General features: G+C 65.0%; 17 protein-coding genes. 9 read left to right on the plus strand and 8 right to left on the minus strand.

The window, feature by feature from the left end:
• Window positions 1-123 precede the first annotated feature (123 nt).
• The 5 genes from guaD to puuE all read right to left on the minus strand — a co-directional run bounded on the left by guaD (window position 124) and on the right by puuE (window position 7,438).
• On the minus strand, window positions 124-1,443 hold the full coding sequence (gene guaD / locus LPB04_RS00930; protein WP_193686956.1) for a guanine deaminase: 1,320 nt from the start codon (window positions 1,441-1,443) through the stop codon (window positions 124-126).
• On the minus strand, window positions 1,443-2,555 hold the full coding sequence (gene xdhC, locus LPB04_RS00935) for a xanthine dehydrogenase accessory protein XdhC (RefSeq protein ID WP_193686957.1): 1,113 nt from the start codon (window positions 2,553-2,555) through the stop codon (window positions 1,443-1,445). Before xdhC ends, guaD begins: the two co-directional genes overlap by 1 nt.
• Window positions 2,555-4,894 (minus strand): xanthine dehydrogenase molybdopterin binding subunit, encoded by a 2,340-nt coding sequence (gene xdhB, locus LPB04_RS00940; protein WP_193686958.1) that lies wholly within the window; start codon window positions 4,892-4,894, stop codon window positions 2,555-2,557. Before xdhB ends, xdhC begins: the two co-directional genes overlap by 1 nt.
• Before the next feature lie 10 nt (window positions 4,895-4,904).
• Window positions 4,905-6,383, minus strand: a complete 1,479-nt coding sequence (gene xdhA / locus LPB04_RS00945) for a xanthine dehydrogenase small subunit (protein WP_193686959.1) — start codon at window positions 6,381-6,383, stop codon at window positions 4,905-4,907.
• Window positions 6,384-6,466: 83 nt separating this feature from the next.
• Entirely contained in the window at window positions 6,467-7,438 is a 972-nt protein-coding gene (gene puuE, locus LPB04_RS00950; RefSeq protein WP_193686960.1) for an allantoinase PuuE, read from the minus strand.
• A 109-nt stretch (window positions 7,439-7,547) separates the two neighbouring features.
• Between puuE and uraH the strand changes: the two genes are divergently transcribed.
• From uraH to LPB04_RS00975, 5 genes are all read left to right on the plus strand, one after another.
• Complete coding sequence (uraH, locus tag LPB04_RS00955) at window positions 7,548-7,901, plus strand: hydroxyisourate hydrolase (RefSeq protein ID WP_193686961.1); 354 nt, start codon at window positions 7,548-7,550, stop codon at window positions 7,899-7,901.
• Window positions 7,902-7,970: 69 nt separating this feature from the next.
• Entirely contained in the window at window positions 7,971-8,528 is a 558-nt protein-coding gene (locus tag LPB04_RS00960) for a ClpP family protease (RefSeq protein ID WP_193686962.1), read from the plus strand.
• A gap of 338 nt (window positions 8,529-8,866) precedes the next feature.
• Entirely contained in the window at window positions 8,867-10,552 is a 1,686-nt protein-coding gene (pilB, locus tag LPB04_RS00965) for a type IV-A pilus assembly ATPase PilB (RefSeq protein ID WP_227496573.1), read from the plus strand.
• Window positions 10,553-10,560: 8 nt separating this feature from the next.
• Window positions 10,561-11,796, plus strand: a complete 1,236-nt coding sequence (locus tag LPB04_RS00970) for a type II secretion system F family protein (RefSeq protein ID WP_193688810.1) — start codon at window positions 10,561-10,563, stop codon at window positions 11,794-11,796.
• 68 nt (window positions 11,797-11,864) lie between these two features.
• Entirely contained in the window at window positions 11,865-12,563 is a 699-nt protein-coding gene (locus LPB04_RS00975; RefSeq protein ID WP_193686964.1) for a hypothetical protein, read from the plus strand.
• A gap of 63 nt (window positions 12,564-12,626) precedes the next feature.
• Here LPB04_RS00975 and LPB04_RS00980 read toward each other — a convergent pair whose 3' ends face one another.
• Complete coding sequence (locus LPB04_RS00980; protein WP_193686965.1) at window positions 12,627-13,805, minus strand: pyridoxal phosphate-dependent aminotransferase; 1,179 nt, start codon at window positions 13,803-13,805, stop codon at window positions 12,627-12,629.
• 218 nt (window positions 13,806-14,023) lie between these two features.
• Between LPB04_RS00980 and LPB04_RS00985 the strand changes: the two genes are divergently transcribed.
• From LPB04_RS00985 to LPB04_RS01000, 4 genes are all read left to right on the plus strand, one after another.
• Window positions 14,024-14,887, plus strand: coding sequence for a prepilin peptidase (locus LPB04_RS00985; protein ID WP_193686966.1), 864 nt, complete (start codon window positions 14,024-14,026; stop codon window positions 14,885-14,887).
• Between the two features lie 3 nt (window positions 14,888-14,890).
• Window positions 14,891-15,538: a dephospho-CoA kinase gene (gene coaE, locus LPB04_RS00990; protein WP_193686967.1), complete on the plus strand. Its 648-nt coding sequence runs from the start codon at window positions 14,891-14,893 to the stop codon at window positions 15,536-15,538.
• Window positions 15,539-15,602: 64 nt separating this feature from the next.
• Window positions 15,603-16,358 carry a cell division protein ZapD gene (gene zapD, locus LPB04_RS00995; protein WP_193686968.1) on the plus strand — a complete coding sequence of 252 codons (756 nt, stop codon included), beginning with the start codon at window positions 15,603-15,605 and terminating at the stop codon, window positions 16,356-16,358.
• Window positions 16,359-16,375: 17 nt separating this feature from the next.
• Window positions 16,376-16,564 carry a DNA gyrase inhibitor YacG gene (locus LPB04_RS01000; RefSeq protein ID WP_193686969.1) on the plus strand — a complete coding sequence of 63 codons (189 nt, stop codon included), beginning with the start codon at window positions 16,376-16,378 and terminating at the stop codon, window positions 16,562-16,564.
• Between the two features lie 156 nt (window positions 16,565-16,720).
• Here the strand turns inward: LPB04_RS01000 and LPB04_RS01005 are convergent, their stop codons facing one another.
• On the minus strand, window positions 16,721-18,022 hold the full coding sequence (locus LPB04_RS01005; RefSeq protein ID WP_193686970.1) for a D-amino acid dehydrogenase: 1,302 nt from the start codon (window positions 18,020-18,022) through the stop codon (window positions 16,721-16,723).
• Window positions 18,023-18,055: 33 nt separating this feature from the next.
• Window positions 18,056-18,466, minus strand: a complete 411-nt coding sequence (locus LPB04_RS01010) for an NUDIX domain-containing protein (protein ID WP_193686971.1) — start codon at window positions 18,464-18,466, stop codon at window positions 18,056-18,058.
• Between the last annotated feature and the right edge of the window lie 155 nt (window positions 18,467-18,621).

The raw sequence follows: 18,621 nt of genomic DNA on the forward strand, positions 1-18,621 counted from the left end.
CTGCGGTGCTATCGATACACATGATCCGCGTGGGCATGCCCACCCTACGGTGCACGCAAGCCCCTGGCCGTCGCTTGAAGCAGGGTCGGCATGCCCACGCGGATCTAAAACACCGATAACGGATCAGGCAAGCGCTCCACTGCGTTCGTGCACTTTCGCGCCCGCGGCATAGGTCGCGCGAATCGCGCGGTCGTCGCCCAGCAGCGCCAGCGCGAACAACTGCTCTTCCAGCGTATTGCAATGGCTGCTGCGGCGCGCCAGCAGCGGCGTCGACTGCGGGTCGAGGACAATGAAGTCCGCTTCCGCGCCGACGACGAAGCTGCCGATCGTGCCTTCCAGGTCCATCGCGCGCGCCGCGCCCAGGGTGGCGAGGTAGAACATGCGCAGCGCCGGCAGGTGGCTGCCCTTCAGGCGCGCCACTTTATACGCTTCGTTCATCGTCTGCAGCATCGAGAACGAGGTGCCGGCGCCGACGTCGGTGCCGAGCGTGACCTGCACGCCGGCGCCGTCTGCCTTTTCGAAATCGAACAGGCCGCTGCCGAGGAAGAGGTTCGAGGTCGGGCACACTGATGCGGCCGAACCGGTCGCCGCCATCCGCGCGAAGTCCTCGTCATCGAGCCAGATGCAGTGGCCGAACAGCGCGCGCGGGCGCATCAGGCCATAGCCGTCGTACACGCCGAGGTAGCTGCGCGAATCCGGAAACAGCTCGCGCACCCAGCTGCACTCGTCCTTGTTTTCCGAGACGTGGGTCTGGATGAAGGTGTCCGGAAAGGCCTTCGCCAGCTCCGCGATCGCACCCAGTTGGGCCGTGCTGGAGGTGGGCGCGAAGCGCGGCGTGATCGCGTACAGCGAGCGATTGTGCTTGTGCCACTTGTTGATCAGGGCTTCGCTCTCGCCGATCTGCCCCTCTGCGTCACGCAGGAAGTCCGGGCAATTCCGGTCCATCAGCACTTTACCCGCCACCATGCGCAGGTTGCGCGCTTCGCTGGCTTCGAAGAAGGCGTCGACCGATTCGCGGTGCACGGTGCAGTAGACGACGGCTGTGGTCGTGCCGCAGCGGGTCAGCTCGTCGAGGAAGAATTCTGCGGTCGCGCGCGCGTGCGCCGGATCGGAAAACCGGCGCTCGGTCGGGAAGGTATAGGTCTCGAGCCAGGGCAGCAGGCCTTCGCTCGGCGAGGCGATCATGTCCGTCTGCGGGTAGTGCAGGTGGGTGTCGATGAAGCCGGGCGTGATGATCTGGCCGCGGTAGTCGTGTGGAACGACGCCGTCCGGCAGGGTCGGGCCAAGCGCCGCGTAGTCGCCGGCCGCCTTGATACGGCCGTCTTCGACGATGAGCAGGCCGTCCTGGTGCCAGGAATATGCGTTCTCCGTAAAAGCCGGGTCGGCGTGAAAATGCAGCAAGCTCGCACGGTAGGCTTGCACGGTATGTGGTGCGATGGACATCAGTTGGATTCCGGAGAATGGTGCAGGTGGCTGGCGGCGTCGTGGTCAAGCGCCTCCCAGACGGTGAGCAGTTGCGCCGCCACGGAGGCGGCGATCACGGCCGGGGCCTTGCCCTCGATGCCGGGCAGGCCGATCGGGCAGACCATGGCCGCGAGGCGCTCGTCGGCAATGCCGCGCTCGCGCAGGCGGTGTTCGAACTGGCGGCGCTTGGTCTCGGAGCCGATCAGGCCGAACCAATCCCGGCCGGGACGGGACAGTATCGCGTTCGACAGGCGCAGGTCAAGTGCGTGGCTGTGGGTCATGACCAGAAAGCTGGTGCCGGGCGCGGCTTGTTCGACCAGCGCCTCGGGGATGTCGGTGGCCTCGATCGTCACATTGGTGGGGACCTCGGCGGGGAACAGGTCCTCGCGCTCGTCGACCCAGGTGACGCGGCAAGGCAGGTCGGCCAGCGCGCGTACGATGGCCGCGCCGACGTGGCCGGCGCCAAACAGCATCAAGTGGGCGCGCGGGGCGAGGACGGCGTCGGCGAGCCAGCGGTTACCGTCCACATCCGTGAAGACCTGAGTGCCGAGGCGACGATCGAAGGGTGGGACAGGATTGCCCGCGAGTTGCACACCGTCGGCGTCGAATAAAGCCCACGTAGCGTGGGCGGCTCTGCCGCCCACGCGTTCAGCGCACGCATGAATATCGGATTGCATCACAGCGCCAGCAGCGGCTGAACGCGTGGGCGCAATTCCGGCCATTGGCCGAAATTGCCCCGCCCACCCTACGGGTATGACGCGCCATGTATCGACATTGCGTCGGCCATCGAGCAAGGCCATCTGGTCGCGGTCGATCGGTTCGAACACGAGATGCGCAATCCCCCCGCAGCACTGGCCCAGGCTCGGCCCCAGCGCGAAGCGCTCCAGCTTCGGCGCTCCGCCATCGATGAGCATGGCGCGCGCGATCTCGATCGCCCGGTGCTCCAGGTGCCCACCCCCGATTGTCCCGGCAAAGCCATGGGCCGTGACGAGCATCTTCGCTCCCGGCTCGCGCGGCACGGAGCCTTCGACGATGGCGACCGTGACCAGCACGGCCGGCGCGCACTGCGCGGCTGTCAGCCAGTCGTCCATCACGCGCGTCGTGCGGCAGCCGCTTCGACAAAGGCGATGGCGTCGAGGATTTCCTCGCTCGTCGCCGGCGCATTCAGGGGCGGATTGACGCTGTGCCCCCCCACGCTGGAGATCGCGTCGCGGATCGCGAAGAACACCGAGAACGGCAGCAGCAACGGCGGCTCGCCCACCGCTTTCGAGCGGTGGATGCTGTCTTCGACGTTGCGGTTCTCGAACAGGCGCACGCGGAAGTCCTGCGGGCAGTCGGAGACGCCCGGAATTTTATAGGTCGAGGGTGCGTGCGTCATCAGCTTGCCGCCCGGGTTCCACCACAGCTCCTCGGTGGTAAGCCAGCCCATGCCCTGGATGAAGGCGCCTTCGACCTGGCCGATGTCGATCGCGGGGTTGAGCGAATTGCCGGCGTCGTAGAGCGCGTCCGCGCGCAGCAGCTTCCATTCGCCGGTGAGCGTGTCGACCACGACCTCCGAGACGGCCGCGCCATAGGCGAAGTAGGAGAACGGGCGGCCGTTCATGGTCTTCGCATCCCAGGACAGGCCGGGCGTGGCATAGAAGCCGTCGGACCACAATTGCACGCGCGCCAGGTAGGCCTTTTGCACCAGCGCCGGGAACGGCACTTCCATGCCGTTCACGAAGACGGTATCGGCCGCAAAACGGACGTCCGCCACCTCGCCGCCGTACTCGTTCGCCGCGAAGGCGGCCAGCCGCTCCCTGATCTGGCGCGCCGCATCCTGCGCCGCCTTGCCGTTCAGGTCGGCGCCGGTCGATGCCGCCGTGGCCGAGGTATTCGCCACCTTGCTGGTGTTGGTGGCGGTGGCGCGTACATGATCCATGTCCACGCCCAGTTCGTGCGCGACGACCTGCATCACCTTGGTATTGATGCCCTGCCCCATCTCGGTACCGCCATGGTTGACCATGATGGAACCGTCGACGTACACGTGCACCAGCGCGCCCGCCTGGTTCAGGTGGGTCACGTTGAAGGCGATGCCGAATTTAACGGGCGTGAGCGCCAGTCCTTTTTTCAGCACCGGACTGCCGGCGTTGAAGGCGGCAATGGCTGCGCGCCGCGCCCGGTATTCGCTCGAGGTCTCGAGTTCGGCCACCAGCTCATGGATGACGTTGTCGACCACCGCCTGGCCATAGGGCGTGACGTTGCGCTCGGTTTTACCGTAAAAATTGATCTTGCGGATGTCGAGCGCGTCGACTTGCAGGTTGCGCGCGATCTCATCTAACACGTATTCCATCGCGATCGCGCCCTGCGGGCCGCCGAAGCCGCGGAAGGCCGTGTTCGACTGGGTGTTCGTCTTGCCGCAGGCGGCGCGGATGTCGACGTCGGACAAATAGTAGGCGTTGTCGTAGTGGCAGACGGCGCGCGTGGCGACGGGACCGGACAGGTCGGCCGAAAAGCCGGCGCGCGAGACCATGTCGACTTTCGCGGCCAGGATGCGGCCGCTCGCGTCGTAGCCGACTTCGTATTCATAGTAAAAACAGTGGCGCTTTCCGGTGACGAGCATGTCGTCGTCGCGGTCGGCGCGCAGCTTCACGGGCCGCTTCAGCTTTGCGGCCGCAATCGCCGCGGCGGCGGCCCACAGGGCCGACTGCGATTCCTTGCCGCCGAAGCCGCCGCCCATGCGGCGGCACTCGACCACGACGTGGTGCGAATGCAGGCCGAGCGCATGCGCGACCACGTGCTGCATCTCGCTCGGGTGCTGGGTCGAGCACTGCACCAGCATGCCATTGTCTTCACCCGGGATGGCGTAGGCGATCTGCCCTTCCAGGTAAAACTGTTCCTGGCCGCCGACATACAGCTTGCCGGCCACCTTGTGCGGGGCGTTCGCGAACGCCGTTTCGGCGTCGCCGCGTGCCAGGCGCATCGGCGGCACGACATACGATTTGGCGGCGTGCGCTTCCTGCGGCGTGAGGATGGCCGGCAGTTCCTCGTACTCGACTTTGGCAAGACGCGCCGCACGGCGGGCGTTGTCGTGGGTGTCGGCGACGACGATGAAGATCGGCTGGCCGACATATTCCACTTTACCATCGGCGAGGATAGGATCGTCGTGGATGATCGGGCCGCAGTCGTTGGTGCCCGGGATGTCTTTCACGGTCAGCACCGAGACCACGCCGCGCGCCGCGCGCACGGGCGCCAGGTCGATGCCAAGGATGTTCGCGTGCGGCTTGGCCGACAAGCCGAGCGCCGCATGCAGCGTGCCCGCCGTTTCCGCGATGTCGTCGGTGTAGGTTGCCTGGCCGAGCACGTGCAGCGTGGCCGACTCGTGCGGCCGGGCGCGGCCGACCGCGCTCCACGCCGCCGCCTTGAATGCTGGTGCGCCTGCGTCGTTCATGATGGTCTCCTCAGGCCGTGGCGGCGAACGCGTTGACTGCACTGCGCGGCAGCGGATTGTCGCGGCGGGTTTCAAACCAGAAGCGGCGCAGCAGGTTCTGCGCCGCCTTCATGCGGTAGCTGTTTGAGGCGCGCATGTCCGACAGCGGCGCGTAATCCTGCGCCAGCGCGGCCATGGCTTCCTTTAAAACGGTTTCATCCCACACGCGGCCGGTCAGCAGCGCCTCGGCGCCTGCCGCGCGCCTGGGCGTGGCGGCCATGCCGCCGAAGGCGATGCGCGCTTCTTTGACGACATCGCCTTCGAGCGTGAGGGCGAAGGCGGCGCACACGGCCGAGATGTCCTGGTCGAAGCGCTTGGCCAGTTTATAGGTGCGGAAAGCGACCCCTGGGCGCGGCAAAGGCAGGCGCAGCGCCGCGACGAATTCATCGGCTTTCAAATCCTTCTGCTGGTAGCCCAGATAAAAATCTTCCAGCGCCAGCTCGCGCTCGCCGCCAGCACCGCGCAGCACGAGGCGCGCGCCAAGCGCGATCAGCCAGGGCATCGAATCGCCGATCGGCGAACCGTTGGCGACATTCCCACCCAGCGTGCCGGCATTCCGGATCGGCAGCGAAGCGAAGCGCTGCCACATTTCCGACAGTTCGTCCGGGTAGTGCCGGCAGACGGCCGCGTAGGCGTCCTGCAGCGTGACACCGGCGCCGATCTCGAGGAAACCGTCGGCCTGCGTCACCGATTTCAGCTCGGCCACGTTGCCGATATAAATGATGTCGTTCAGCTCGCGCATCTGCTTGGTGACCCAGAGGCCGACATCGGTCGAGCCGGCGAGGATCAACGCCTGCGGGTGTTCGGCGCGCAGCGCCACCAGCTCGGCGAGCGTACGCGGCGCGTGGAAACTGCTGCCCGCATGCGAATAGGTCGCGCCTGCGCCGCGCTGGAGGGCAAGCAGCGCATCGGCCACCGCGCCCCGGTCGAACTCGGCGCGCGGCAATTCCATCATGCGTCCGGCGGCGTCGATGATCGGCCGGTAGCCGGTGCAGCGGCACAGGTTACCGGACAGGGCGTCGTCGACCTGGCAGCGCCCAGGTGCCTGACCTTGCGCTTGCCCTTCCTGCTTCAGGTACATGCCCCACAGCGACATCGCGAATCCCGGCGTGCAGAAGCCGCATTGCGAGCCATGGCACTCGACCAGCGCCTGCTGGACCGGGTGCAGCCGTCCGTCCGGCAGTTGCAAGTCCTCCACGGTGAACAGCGCCTTGCCGTCGAGCGTGGGCGTGAACTGGATGCAGGAGTTGACCGCCTTCAGTTCCAGCTCGCCGTTCTCGAGCGAACCGACCACCACGGTGCAGGCGCCGCAATCGCCCTCGGCGCAGCCTTCCTTGGTGCCGGTGCAGCGCAGATCCTCCCGCAAGTGCTGCAGGATGGTTTGCGTCGGTGCCACGCCGCTCACTTCGTGGACGGCGTTGCGGAAATAAAAGCGGATCGGTTCGGCCATGCTTGCCTCGGATTGGTGCCAGCGTGAAGGATACCTTGTAGAAGCTGCGGCCAACTATGTCCAAAAACAGATTTTGATTATCATCAAATGGATATATCACCTGCGAACGGATGGGTAGTTTTCCAGTGCTCGGCGATATCGATGCGACGCGTGATCCATACGTTTTTGTGCTGCAACACATAGTCCAGGAACCGTGCCAGCGCGGCGGCGCGCGCCGGCCGCCCGACGATGCGGCAATGCAGGCCGATCGAGAGCATTTTAGGCGCGTTCAGGCCATTCGGGTCGCCTTCCGCGTACAACACGTCGAAGGCATCTTTCAGATAATCGAAGAACTGGGTGCCCGAGTTAAAACCCTGCATCGCGCAAAAGCGCATGTCGTTGGTGTCAAGGGTATACGGCACGACCAGGTGGGGCGTTTCAAGCGGCGCGCCATCGGGCCCGGTGTGCGCCACTTTCTCCCAGAACGGCAAATCGTCGCCGTAGTAATCGGCGTCGTAGGCAAAGCCGCCGTGCTCGACGACGAGGCGACGGGTGTTGGGCGAATCGCGGCCCGTGTACCAGCCAAGCGGCGCCTCGCCGGTGAGCTCGCGCAGGATGGCCACTGCCTCGGCCATGTGGGCGCGCTCGGTGGCTTCGTCGACATTCTGGTACGAAATCCAGCGCAGGCCATGGCAGGCAATCTCATGGCCAAGCTCGCGGAAGGCGGCCACCGCTTCCGGATTGCGCTGCAGCGCCATCGCCACGCCGAACACGGTCAGCGGCAGTTTTCTTTCCTCGAACATGCGCAGCAGGCGCCACAGGCCGGCCCGGGAACCGTATTCGTAGAGCGATTCCATGCTCATGTGGCGCATCGGGAAGGCCTGGGCGCCGATGATCTCGGATAAAAAGGTTTCCGAGGCCGGGTCGCCGTGCAGGACCGAGTTCTCGCCGCCCTCCTCGTAGTTCAGCACGAACTGCAGGGCGATGCGCGCCGCGCCGGGCCACTGGGCATGGGGTGGCGTGCGGCCGTAGCCGATCAGGTCGCGCGGATAGCCGGAAAAATGAGCAGCAGGCATCGGAAAGTCTCGAGGATGGGCGGTATATCGCCGATCATATATTGACGCAACGCCATCGGTATATGATCCGGAGAATAAATATCTTCACCACGAACATATAGGGAAATCGATGGGCAAACTCAGCACCCACGTGCTCGATACCGCGAACGGCCGTCCGGCGGCCAGCGTGGCGATTGCGCTCTACGCCGTCTCGGACGCAGGCCGCGCCCTGCTGGCGCAGGCAAGGACGAATGCCGATGGCCGCTGCGACGCCCCGCTGCTGGCGGGCGACGCCATGCGCGCCGGGCGCTACGAACTGGAATTTGCGGCGGGCGACTATTTCGCGGCGCAAGGCGTCGTATTGCCGGATCCGCCTTTCGTCGACCGCGTGACGATCGCCTTCGGCATTGCCGACCCGAGCCAGAACTACCACGTGCCGCTGGTCGTGACGCCCTGGTCGTACTCGACCTACCGCGGCAGCTGAGGCCCGGCGAAAGCGGGCGCCTGCGCACGCGAGAAATGGTTATCCTGAGCATTCATGACAGGAGCGCCAATGGCTTTGCACATCGTTCATTTCATCGGGCCGATCCACCATAACTCTGCCTGCAGCGTGCGCAACCTGTGCCTGCAGGCCTTGCAGAATGGGGCCACCGAGATCGAGCTCCATATGTCGACCGAAGGCGGCAACATGACGGCCGGCTTCGCGCTCTATTTCTTCCTGAAATCGCTGCCGATTCCGCTGACTACCTTCAACATCGGCAGCGTGGAATCGGTCGGCGTCGTCATCTTCCTCGCCGGGTCCAAGCGCTACGCCTGTCCGGGCGCGCGTTTTCTCGTCCATCCCCTGCACTGGGGCTTCGGCAACCTGGTGGCAGCCGACCATTCGCGCGTGTCCGAGTGGCGCGAATGCCTCGACTTCGACGCCGAACGCTATGCCAGCATCTTCGACGAAGCGACCCAGGGCGCGCCGGAAGCGCACGACATCCGCCCTCACCTGTTCGGCAATGCACGCATCTACACGGCCGACCAGGCCGTGCGCGCCGGCCTGATCCATGAAGCGGTCCAGGCGCGGCTGCCTGAAATGGGCGCAACCACGCACTGGTGGAATTGATCACAGACTTTGATCATGGACGAGCTGACCCGGCAGCTGGCGGGGCGCTGTGCCCACCTTAAGCCATCCGATAAGCAGTCGCCCTCCTCTCTGTTGACGTACCGCCAACACCCTTGATCGAAACGCCAACATACTCCCGTGCCAGCGACGTCATGGCATTTTGTCTACGTGGCGCGTACGCATCTGGCACCTGTTGAAACGCTTTACAAAGTTGATGCCTGTAGGCATCATCCGAGTAGCATGCCGCCTCGAAACAGCTTGGGCGGCCCTCTTGTCCTTCCTCTACTGACCCGGCTCATATGGCAGCAGTCCTCCCGCACGCGACTTCAGGCACCCCGATGTCCGGGCTCGCGCGCGCGCTGGTGCAAGCCGGGCGCCTGACGGCGCAGCAGGCTGACGCGCTGCAGAAGAAGGCCGCGGGCGACCGCAGCGCCTTCATCGACGCCATCATCGCCGACCGGGCGCTCGACGCCTCCTCCCTGGCCGCCTTCTGCGCCGAGACGTTCGGCTATCCGCTGCTCGACCTGTCGACCTTCAGCATCGAGTCGCTGCCGGAAGCTGCGATCGACGCCAAGCTGATGGCGGCCCAGCGCGTGGTCGCCCTGGCCAAGCGCGGCAACCGCCTGTCGGTCGCCATTTCCGACCCGACGAATACGCAAGCCCTGGACCAGATCAAGTTCCAGAGCGAAGCGGCGGTCGAGCCGGTGATCGTCGCCCACGACGCCCTGCTGGCACTGCTGGCCACGCTCACCAAAAGCGCCGAACAGAACTTGAACGACATGGTCGGCGACGACGCCGACATCGAGTTCGCCGAGGAAGAGCAGACGGCCGCGCCGGTCGAATCGCAGAATGAGGTCGAGGACGCGCCGATCGTGCGCTTCCTGAACAAGATCCTGATGGACGCGGTGCAGCTGGGCGCCTCGGACATCCACTTCGAGCCCTACGAAAAATACTACCGGATCCGCATGCGCGTCGACGGCGTGCTGCGTGACCACGCGATGCCGCCGCTCTCGATCCGCGACAAACTGGTCTCGCGCATCAAGGTCCTGGCCAAACTCGACATCTCGGAAAAGCGCGTGCCGCAGGATGGCCGCATGCGCCTGATCCTGTCAGCCACGCGCACCATCGACTTCCGCGTCAGCACGCTGCCGACCCTGTTCGGCGAAAAGACCGTCATGCGTATCCTGGACGCGACCCAGGCGCAGATGGGCATCGACGCCCTCGGCTACGACCCCGACCAGAAGGCGATCCTGCTCGATGCGATTTCCCGCCCCTACGGCATGGTGCTGGTGACCGGGCCGACCGGATCCGGTAAAACCGTCTCGCTGTACAGCTGCCTGAACGTGCTGAATAAACCCGGCATCAACATCTCGACCGCGGAAGACCCGGCCGAGATCAATTTGCCGGGCGTGAACCAGGTCAACGTCAACGATCGCGCCGGCCTCACCTTCCCGGTGGCCCTGAAATCCTTCCTGCGCCAGGATCCCGACATCATCATGGTCGGCGAGATCCGGGACCTGGAAACGGCCGACATCGCGATCAAGGCGGCCCAGACCGGCCACATGGTGTTTTCGACTTTGCACACCAACGACGCGCCCTCGACGCTGACGCGCCTGATGAACATGGGCGTGGCGCCGTTCAATATCGCCTCCTCGGTGATATTGATCACGGCGCAGCGCCTGGCGCGTCGCCTTTGTAACTGCAAGCAGCCGCTCGAGATGGGGCGCGAAGCGCTGCTGGCGGCCGGCTACCGCGAAGGCGACCTGCAGGACGACTGGACGCCCTATGGCCCGGTCGGCTGCGAACGCTGCCTCGGTTCCGGCTACAAGGGCCGGGTCGGCATCTACCAGCTCATGCCGATCAGCCCGGCGATCGAAGCCCTGATCCTGGCGAACGGGAATTCGATGCAGATCGCCGCCCAGGCCGAGAAGGACGGCGTCAATTCGCTGCGCCGCTCGGGCCTGATGAAAGTAAAACAGGGGCTGACCAGCCTCGAAGAAGTGCTCGGCTGTACCAACGAATAGGATTCATGATGGCTCAATCCCTCACCACCCGAAGCCGCGGCGGCGCGCAAGTCAAGGAAGCGGTCTACGCCTGGGAAGGCAAGGACAAGGCCGGCAAGACCGTGCGCGGCGAGCTGCGCGCCGGCGGCGAGGCGATCGTCAACGTGACGCTGCGCCGCCAGGGCATCATGGTCACCAAGGTCAAGAAGCGGGTCTACCGCAGCGGCAAGAAGATCACCGACAAGGACCTGACCATGTTCACGCGCCAGCTGGCGACGATGATGAAGGCCGGCGTGCCGCTCCTGCAGGCCTTCGACATCGTCGGCAAGGGCCATGCGAATCCCTCGATGGCGAAACTGATCCTCGACATCCGCGCCGACATCGAGACCGGCACCAGCCTGAACAACGCCTTCCGCAAGTACCCACGCTATTTCGACCCGCTGTTCTGCAACCTGGTCGGCGCCGGCGAACAGGCCGGCATCCTGGAAGACCTGCTGCACCGCCTGGCCGTCTACAAGGAAAAGACGCTGGCCCTGAAGTCCAAGATCAAGTCCGCCCTCACCTACCCGATCGCCATTCTCGCGGTCGCCTTCATCGTGGTCGCCGTGATCATGATCTGGGTGGTGCCGGCCTTCAAATCCGTGTTCCAGAGCTTCGGCGCCGACCTGCCCGCGCCGACCCTGATCGTGATGGGAATGTCCGAATTCTTCGTCGAATGGTGGTACCTGATCTTCGGCTCGATCTTCGGCTCGGTCTACTTCTTCTTCCAGTCCTGGCGCCGCTCGCTGAAAATGCAACAGGCCATGGACCGCCTGCTGCTGCGCATCCCGATCTTCGGCGACGTGATCCGCAAGGCGACCATCGCGCGCTGGACGCGCACCCTGGCGACCATGTTCGCGGCCGGCGTGCCGCTGGTCGAAGCCCTCGACTCGGTCGGCGGCGCCTCGGGCAACGCGGTCTACCTCGATGCCACCCGCCGCATCCAGACCGAAGTCTCCACCGGCACCAGCCTGACGATGGCGATGCAGAACGTGAACGTGTTCCCGAGCCTGGTGACGCAGATGGTCGCCATCGGCGAAGAATCGGGCGCGCTGGACGGCATGCTCGGTAAAGTCGCGGACTTCTTCGAGGACGAGGTCGACGAAGCCGTCGCCGCCCTGTCCTCGCTGATGGAGCCAATGATCATGGTCATCCTGGGTACGCTGATCGGCGGGCTGGTGGTGGCGATGTATCTGCCGATCTTCAAACTCGGTTCGGTGGTGTAAACGGTCCCTTTCGACACTGTCATCCTCCGCGGGCGCATGCCCGCACGGATTGCATGCATACTGTTCGCATGCGAAAGAACCTCGAACGGAACATGCGCGAATTCTGGATCGCACGTGGCGCCATCCTGGTCACGGCGGCGCTGAACGCCGTCCTGATCAACAACCTGACCATCTTCCCGTGGTGGCTCGCCTCCGTCGTCGAGGTGGCGCTGCTGGTGCCGCTGTCCGTCGCCACCGCCTGGAACCACGGCCAGATGCGCAAGGCCACCGGCGCGCATCACTGGATCCGCATCCACCACCACAGGCGCATCATCCGGCGCGCGGCCATCGTGCTGACCGCGATTATCACCCTCATCAACTTCCAGGCCCTGTTCGTCGTGCTCCACGCGCTGCTGTACGGTGCGAAAGGAACCACCGGGCAAAGCCTGCTGGTCGATGCGCTCAACATCTGGCTCACCAACGTGGTCGTGTTCGCCCTGTGGTTCTGGAACCTCGACCGCGGCGGCCCGGCGGGGCGCGATGCGGCAAAGGAGCCGGTGGCCGATTTCATGTTTCCGCAGATGGGCTCCGGTTGCCCGGGCGGGCAGGAATGGACGCCGGGCTTTTTCGATTATGTGTTCGTCTCTTTTACCAATGCGACGGCCTTTTCGCCGACGGACACGGTGCCGCTGACGGCGCGCGTCAAGATCCTCTTCATGGTGCAGGCAAGCGCCTCGCTGCTGACGGTCGGCCTGGTGGCGGCGCGGGCGGTCAACATCCTCGCTTGAGTCATCGACGACGAGGCCCCACGCTCCACGAACCTGCATCCGCGCCAGGCGCCCGGTAATCCCTTAGCTGCGCAGGCGATCCATGAAGGCGCCAAGGCGCCGGATCGCCTCTTGCAGGTGTTCGGCGCTGGCGGCGTAGGACAGGCGCACGTACTGGTCCGCGCCTACATTTCCGAAGTCCTTGCCCGGCGTGAGCGCCACGTGGACTTCTTCCAGGACCCGCTCGCAGAACTGCCAGGACGTCAAACCCGTCCCGCTCACGTCGAAATAGACATAGAAGGCGCCGTCCGGCGGCACCGGTACCGGCAGGCCGATCCCCGCCAGGCCCTTGAGCACCAGTTCCCGCCGCCGCGCGAACTCGACGCGCCGCTCTTCGCAGACGGCCAGCGATGCGGGCGTAAAACAGGCCAGCGCTGCCTGCTGGGACAGGTTCGAGGCGCAGATATAGTAATTCTGGGCGAGTCTCTCCATGGTCGGCACCAGCGCTTCGGGCACGACGGTCCAGCCGAGACGCCAGCCGGTCATGCCGAAATACTTGGAAAAACTGTTGATGACGATGGCGTCGTCGTCGAAGGCGAGCACCGTCTGCGGCGGGCGGCCTGCGGCGTCGCGGTCGCCCAGGTTCAGGTAGATCTCGTCGACGATGCGCCAGGCGCCGTGCTCGCGCGCCCATGCGCAGATCGCGCGCAGTTCGTCGGGCGGCACCGAGGTGCCGGTCGGGTTCGAGGGCGTGGCGACCATCAGCCCTTTCGTCTGCGGCGTCCAGTTGGCGCGCACGCTGGCGGCATCGAGCTGGAAGCGGGTGTCCGCATCGGTGCTGACGAGCTTTACTTGCGCACCGAAGCTGCTCATGAACTGGCGGTTGCACGGGTATGAGGGGTCGCCCACGATCACTTCGTCGCCCGGGTCGACCAGCGCCGCGGACACCAGCAGCAGCGCCGCCGAAGCGCCGGCGGTGACGATGATCCGGTGCGGGTTCAGGGTGACGCCATGCTCGTGCAGGTAGAAACCGGCGATCGCCTCGCGCAGGGCCGGGATGCCCAGGGCCGCGGTATAGGGCAGCGAACCGCCCTCCACGGCCTTGCCCGCCGCCTCCAGCACGGCCGGCGGCGGGCCGAAATCGGGTTCGCCCAGGCTGAGCTTGATGACTTCATGCCCTTGCGCTTCCAGGGCGGCGGCGCGTTTGCCGAATTCCATGGCGAAGAAAGGATCGACGGACTGGGCGCGTTGCGAGATTTTCATGGTGGCTTTTCGATAGAGACTGTGCGTGACGCATTTTATAGGCGTGCCGGGAAACGCGCCGGCCGGTGCGCCCCCCGGTTGGCGGTCGCGCCGTGCTGCAATGGCGCGACAGGCCGAATGCACCATTGCACTCCAACGCAAGTCTCTTCGCCAAAACACCGGAAACACCCTAAAATAGGTTGATCTACGGAACCATTTACCATTTTCGGAAGCCTGCATTGGAAACTCTTCTCTTCGCCGCCCCGGGCTCGCTCGGTCCTACCCTGGTTGCCGGCCTGCTGGGCCTCCTGATCGGCAGTTTCCTGAACGTGGTGATCCACCGCATTCCGAAGATGATGCAGCGCGAGTCCGACAATTACGTGGCCCACGAAAGCGGCAAGGAGCTTCCGCATACCGACCGCTACAACCTGATGGTGCCGCGCTCCGCCTGTCCCCACTGCGGGCACCAGATCACGGCGCTGGAAAACATTCCCGTGATCAGCTGGCTGGCGCTGCGCGGCAAGTGCCGCAAGTGCAAGGCCCCGATCTCGGCGCGTTACCCGGCCGTCGAACTGCTGACCGGCGTCCTGTCGGCCCTGCTGGTCTGGACTTTCGGATCCGGCGTGGCCGGCATGGCGACCCTGGTGTTCGCCTGGTTGCTGGTCGCGATGACCTTCATCGACGTGGACACCCAGCTGCTGCCGGACGACCTGACCTTCCCGCTGCTGTGGATGGGTCTGCTGGTCAACCTGAACGGCACCTTCGTGCCGCTGCGTGACGCCGTGATTGGCGCCGCAGCCGGCTACCTGGTGCTGTGGGCGGTGTACTGGCTGTTCAAACTGGTGACCGGCAAGGAAGGCATGGGCTATGGCGACTTCAAGCTGCTCGCCGCGCTCGGCGCCTGGCTGGGCTGGGCGATGCTGCCGACCATTATCCTGCTATCCTCGGTGGTGGGCGCGATCGTCGGCATCAGCCTGATCGTGTTCGCGCGCCGCGGCCGCGACAAGCCGATCCCGTTCGGACCGTATCTGGCCGCCGCCGGCATGATCGCCCTGCTCTACGGCGAGCAGATCGGCGGACTCTTCCAGGGCCTCCTTGCGTAAATCATGAAACCGGTACAGGCACCTTCATTTTCCGTCGGCCTGACCGGCGGCATCGGCTGCGGCAAGACGACGGTGGCCGACATGTTCGGCGCGCTCGGCGCCTCGCTGGTCGACACCGACGCCATCGCCCACGCCCTCACCGCCCCGCACGGGTCGGCCATGCCGGCCATCCTCGCCGAGTTCGGCGACGGCTTTGCAACGCCGGACGGCGCACTCGACCGCGCGAAGATGCGCGAGCTGGTGTTTACGGATCCCGGCGCCCGCGCCCGGCTGGAAGCCATTTTGCACCCGAGAATCAGGGAAGCGACGGCCGCCGCGGCCGCGATCGCCACCGGCCCCTACGTCATCTTCGTGGTGCCGCTGCTGATCGAGTCGGGCAGCTGGCGCGCGCGCGTGTCGCGCATCCTTGCGATTGATTGCAAAGAAGAGACGCAAATCGCGCGCGTGATGGCCAGAAATAATTTGTCGGAAGTCCAGGTGCGCGCCATCATGGCGGCCCAGGTCACGCGCGCGCAGCGCCTGGCGGCGGCCGACGACGTCGTCGTCAACGACGACGGACTGGAGGCATTGACGCCCCAGGTCGCACGCCTGCACGCGTTTTATATGGATCAAGCCGCCCGCATGGCCGCTTCATCCATGCAGGGTTTGTAATTTTGCTCCGCATGGTTCAGAATCACGGAGTTGCTCGCCAGCCCACATTCAGGGGAATGTCACTTTGATCGTCTACGAATATCCTTTCAACGAGCGCATTCGTACCTTGTTGCGGCTGGAAGACCTGTATGAGAAGTTCAAGTTCTTCGTACGCCAGGAACATGCGATGCAGCACCACGTCGCGCTCTCGACGATCTTCGACATGCTGGAAGTGGCCGGCCGCGCCGACCTGAAATCCGACCTGCTGCAGGAACTCGAACGCCAGAAGCAGAGCCTGCTGGCCTACCGCAGCAATCCGAACGTGGCGCCCGAGGCGCTCGACGCCATCCTGGGCGAACTCGACCAGGTCAGCAGCGCCCTCGTGGCAACCCAGGGCAAGACGGGCCAGAACGTGCGCGACAACGAGTGGCTGATGAGCATCCGCGGCCGCACCATCATCCCCGGCGGCGCCTGCGAATTCGACCTGCCCTCCTACTACGCCTGGCAGAAACGCCCGACCGAACAGCGCTACGCCGACATCATGGGCTGGTTCGGCCCGCTCGCTCCCCTGTTCGACGCGCTCGCACTGGTGCTGCGCCTCCTGCGCGATTCCGGCCGTCCGACTAAAATGATCGCGACCGCCGGCAGCTATCAGCAAATGCTGCAGGGAAAGGTCTATCACATGCTGCGCCTCGGCCTGGACGAGACGCTGGGTGCGATTCCCGAGATCTCGGCCAACAAATACATGCTGTGGGTGCGGTTTACAACCCAGGGTGGGGATTTGAAGCCGAAGTCGCTGGAAGAAGACGTGCCCTTCGAGCTGACCCTCTGTAACTTCTAAAGTAAGCAAGTATTGCCATGACCGTTGTAGCCTGCCCCACCTGCGCCAGGAAAGTCGAATGGACGCCTGAGAACAAGTTCCGCCCGTTCTGCTCCGAGCGCTGCAAACAGATCGACCTGGGCGCCTGGGCCGAAGAGAAATATACGATTCCCGCCGCTGCACCGAACGAGTTGCAGGACAATCCGCTGGACGAAGACAAGCACTAAGGTCGCCCCATCCGTAGGGTGGGCACTCCGAAGTGAGGCCGGCATTAAGGCCACCGGCCTTAATGCCCCCACGCGTTACGCACGCATCCATTTGCCTGCGGCCGCGATAAGGACACGTCCCCACCGCGTGGGCGCGGGGCGCCCACCCTACCAAACCTACGCGGTAACGCTGATCCCGCCCGGCACCAGCACCGGCTTGTTGCGGCTGCCATAGCGGTCCATGAACAGGCCTTCCAGCCCGATCTCCGGCTGGCGTCCCGACACCATGTCGGCCAGTACGCGGCCCGAGCCGCAGGCCATGGTCCAGCCCAGCGTGCCGTGGCCCGTGTTCAGGAACAGGTTGCGGTACGGGGTCGGACCGACGACCGGCGTGCCGTCCGGCGTCATCGGACGCAGGCCGCACCAGAACTCGGCTTTCGAGACATCGCCGCCGCGCGGGAACAGGTCGGTCACCGAGTGCTCCAGCGTGTCGCGGCGCGCCTGGTGCAGGCTCAGGTCGTAGCCCGCGAGTTCGGCCGTGCCGCCGACGCGGATGCGGTCGCCCAGGCGCGTGATCGCCACTTTGAACGTTTCGTCCATCACGGTCGATTCAGGCGCGCCGGCGGCGTCCGTGATCGGCACCGTGATCGAATAGCCCTTCACCGGATACACCGGGATGTGGATGCCGATCTGTTTCAGGACGAAGGGCGAATAGCTGCCCAGCGCCAGCACGAAGGAATCGGCCTTCAGCTCGCCCTGCGAGGTGACCACGCCGGTGACCTTGTCGCCTTCGACCGAGAGACGCTTGATCTCGACGCCGTGGCGGAACTTGACGCCCAGTTCCTTGGCCATCTCGGCCAGCTTCTGGGTGAACTTGAAGCAGTCGCCGGTCTCGTCGTTCGGCAGCAGCAGGCCGCCGACGAATTTCCCGCGCACGTTTTTCAGCGCCGGCTCATAGGCTTCGCAGCCGGCCGGATCGAGCACTTGATAGGGCACGCCGTATTGTTCGAGCACGGCGATGTCGGTGGCGGCGCCGTCCAGCTGCTTCTGGTTGCGGAACAGCTGCAGGGTGCCCTGGCTGCGCTCGTCGTAGGCAATGCCGGTGTCGCGGCGCAGCTGGACCAGCACGTCGCGGCTGTACTCGGCCAGGCGTACCATGCGGCCCTTGTTGATGGCGTAGCTCTTGTGGTTGCAGTTGGCCAGCATCGAGAGCATCCAGCGCCACTGGTTCGGGTCGAGTTTCGGGCGCACGACCAGGGGGCTGTGCTGCATCATCAGCCACTTGACCGCTTTCGCCGGCACGCCGGGACCGGCCCAGGGCGACGCGTAGCCGGGCGAAATTTCGCCGGCGTTGCCATAACTCGTTTCCATGCCGGCGGCCGGCTGGCGGTCGATGACCGTGACGTCGTGCCCGGCCTGGGCCAGGTAGTACGCCGTGGTGGTGCCGATGACACCACTACCCAAGACGATGATTTTCACAGGGATCCTTCAACAGATTGGTTGACTGCTTTTTTACCCGGCATAGCGCAGCTGATCGAGCCACGCGAGCAGGGGGATGGTTGCGGGCAGCAGCGGGGTGAGGCTGACTGTCCCTTGCCACGCAAAGGCCTGGCCTTCCAGGCTTTGCGGTTCGCCGCGCCAGTCGCGGCTGATATAAAAATGGAGCCGCACATGGGCGTGCTCGTAGACGTGTTCGACGCAGCACCACGCATCGGCGCTGACGATGTCGACGCCCAGTTCCTCGACGAATTCGCGCTGCAGGGCGTGAAAAATGTCCTCGCCCGCCTCGACTTTACCGCCGGGGAATTCCCAGTAGCCGGCGTAGGGCTTGCCGTCCGGGCGCTGGCCGAGCAGCACGTCGCCGTTCGGGCGCATCAGGATGCCGACCGCCACATCGATCGGCCGGTTTGTCGCTTGCTGCATCGCTGGGTCCGTCCGGAAAAGCCGATATTGTACGCCAGGCTGATGCGCAAGGCATGGGCAGTGTTGCTGTGGGCGATACAAAAACGAGGGTGGGGATAACCCCAATGCATGGGGTTCGATCGCGCTGTCGAAACGTTCAATATGGCGCAAGTTCC

Origin of the sequence: Massilia litorea, from assembly GCF_015101885.1 — a bacterium.
In the GTDB taxonomy this organism is placed as follows: domain Bacteria; phylum Pseudomonadota; class Gammaproteobacteria; order Burkholderiales; family Burkholderiaceae_D; genus Telluria; species Telluria litorea.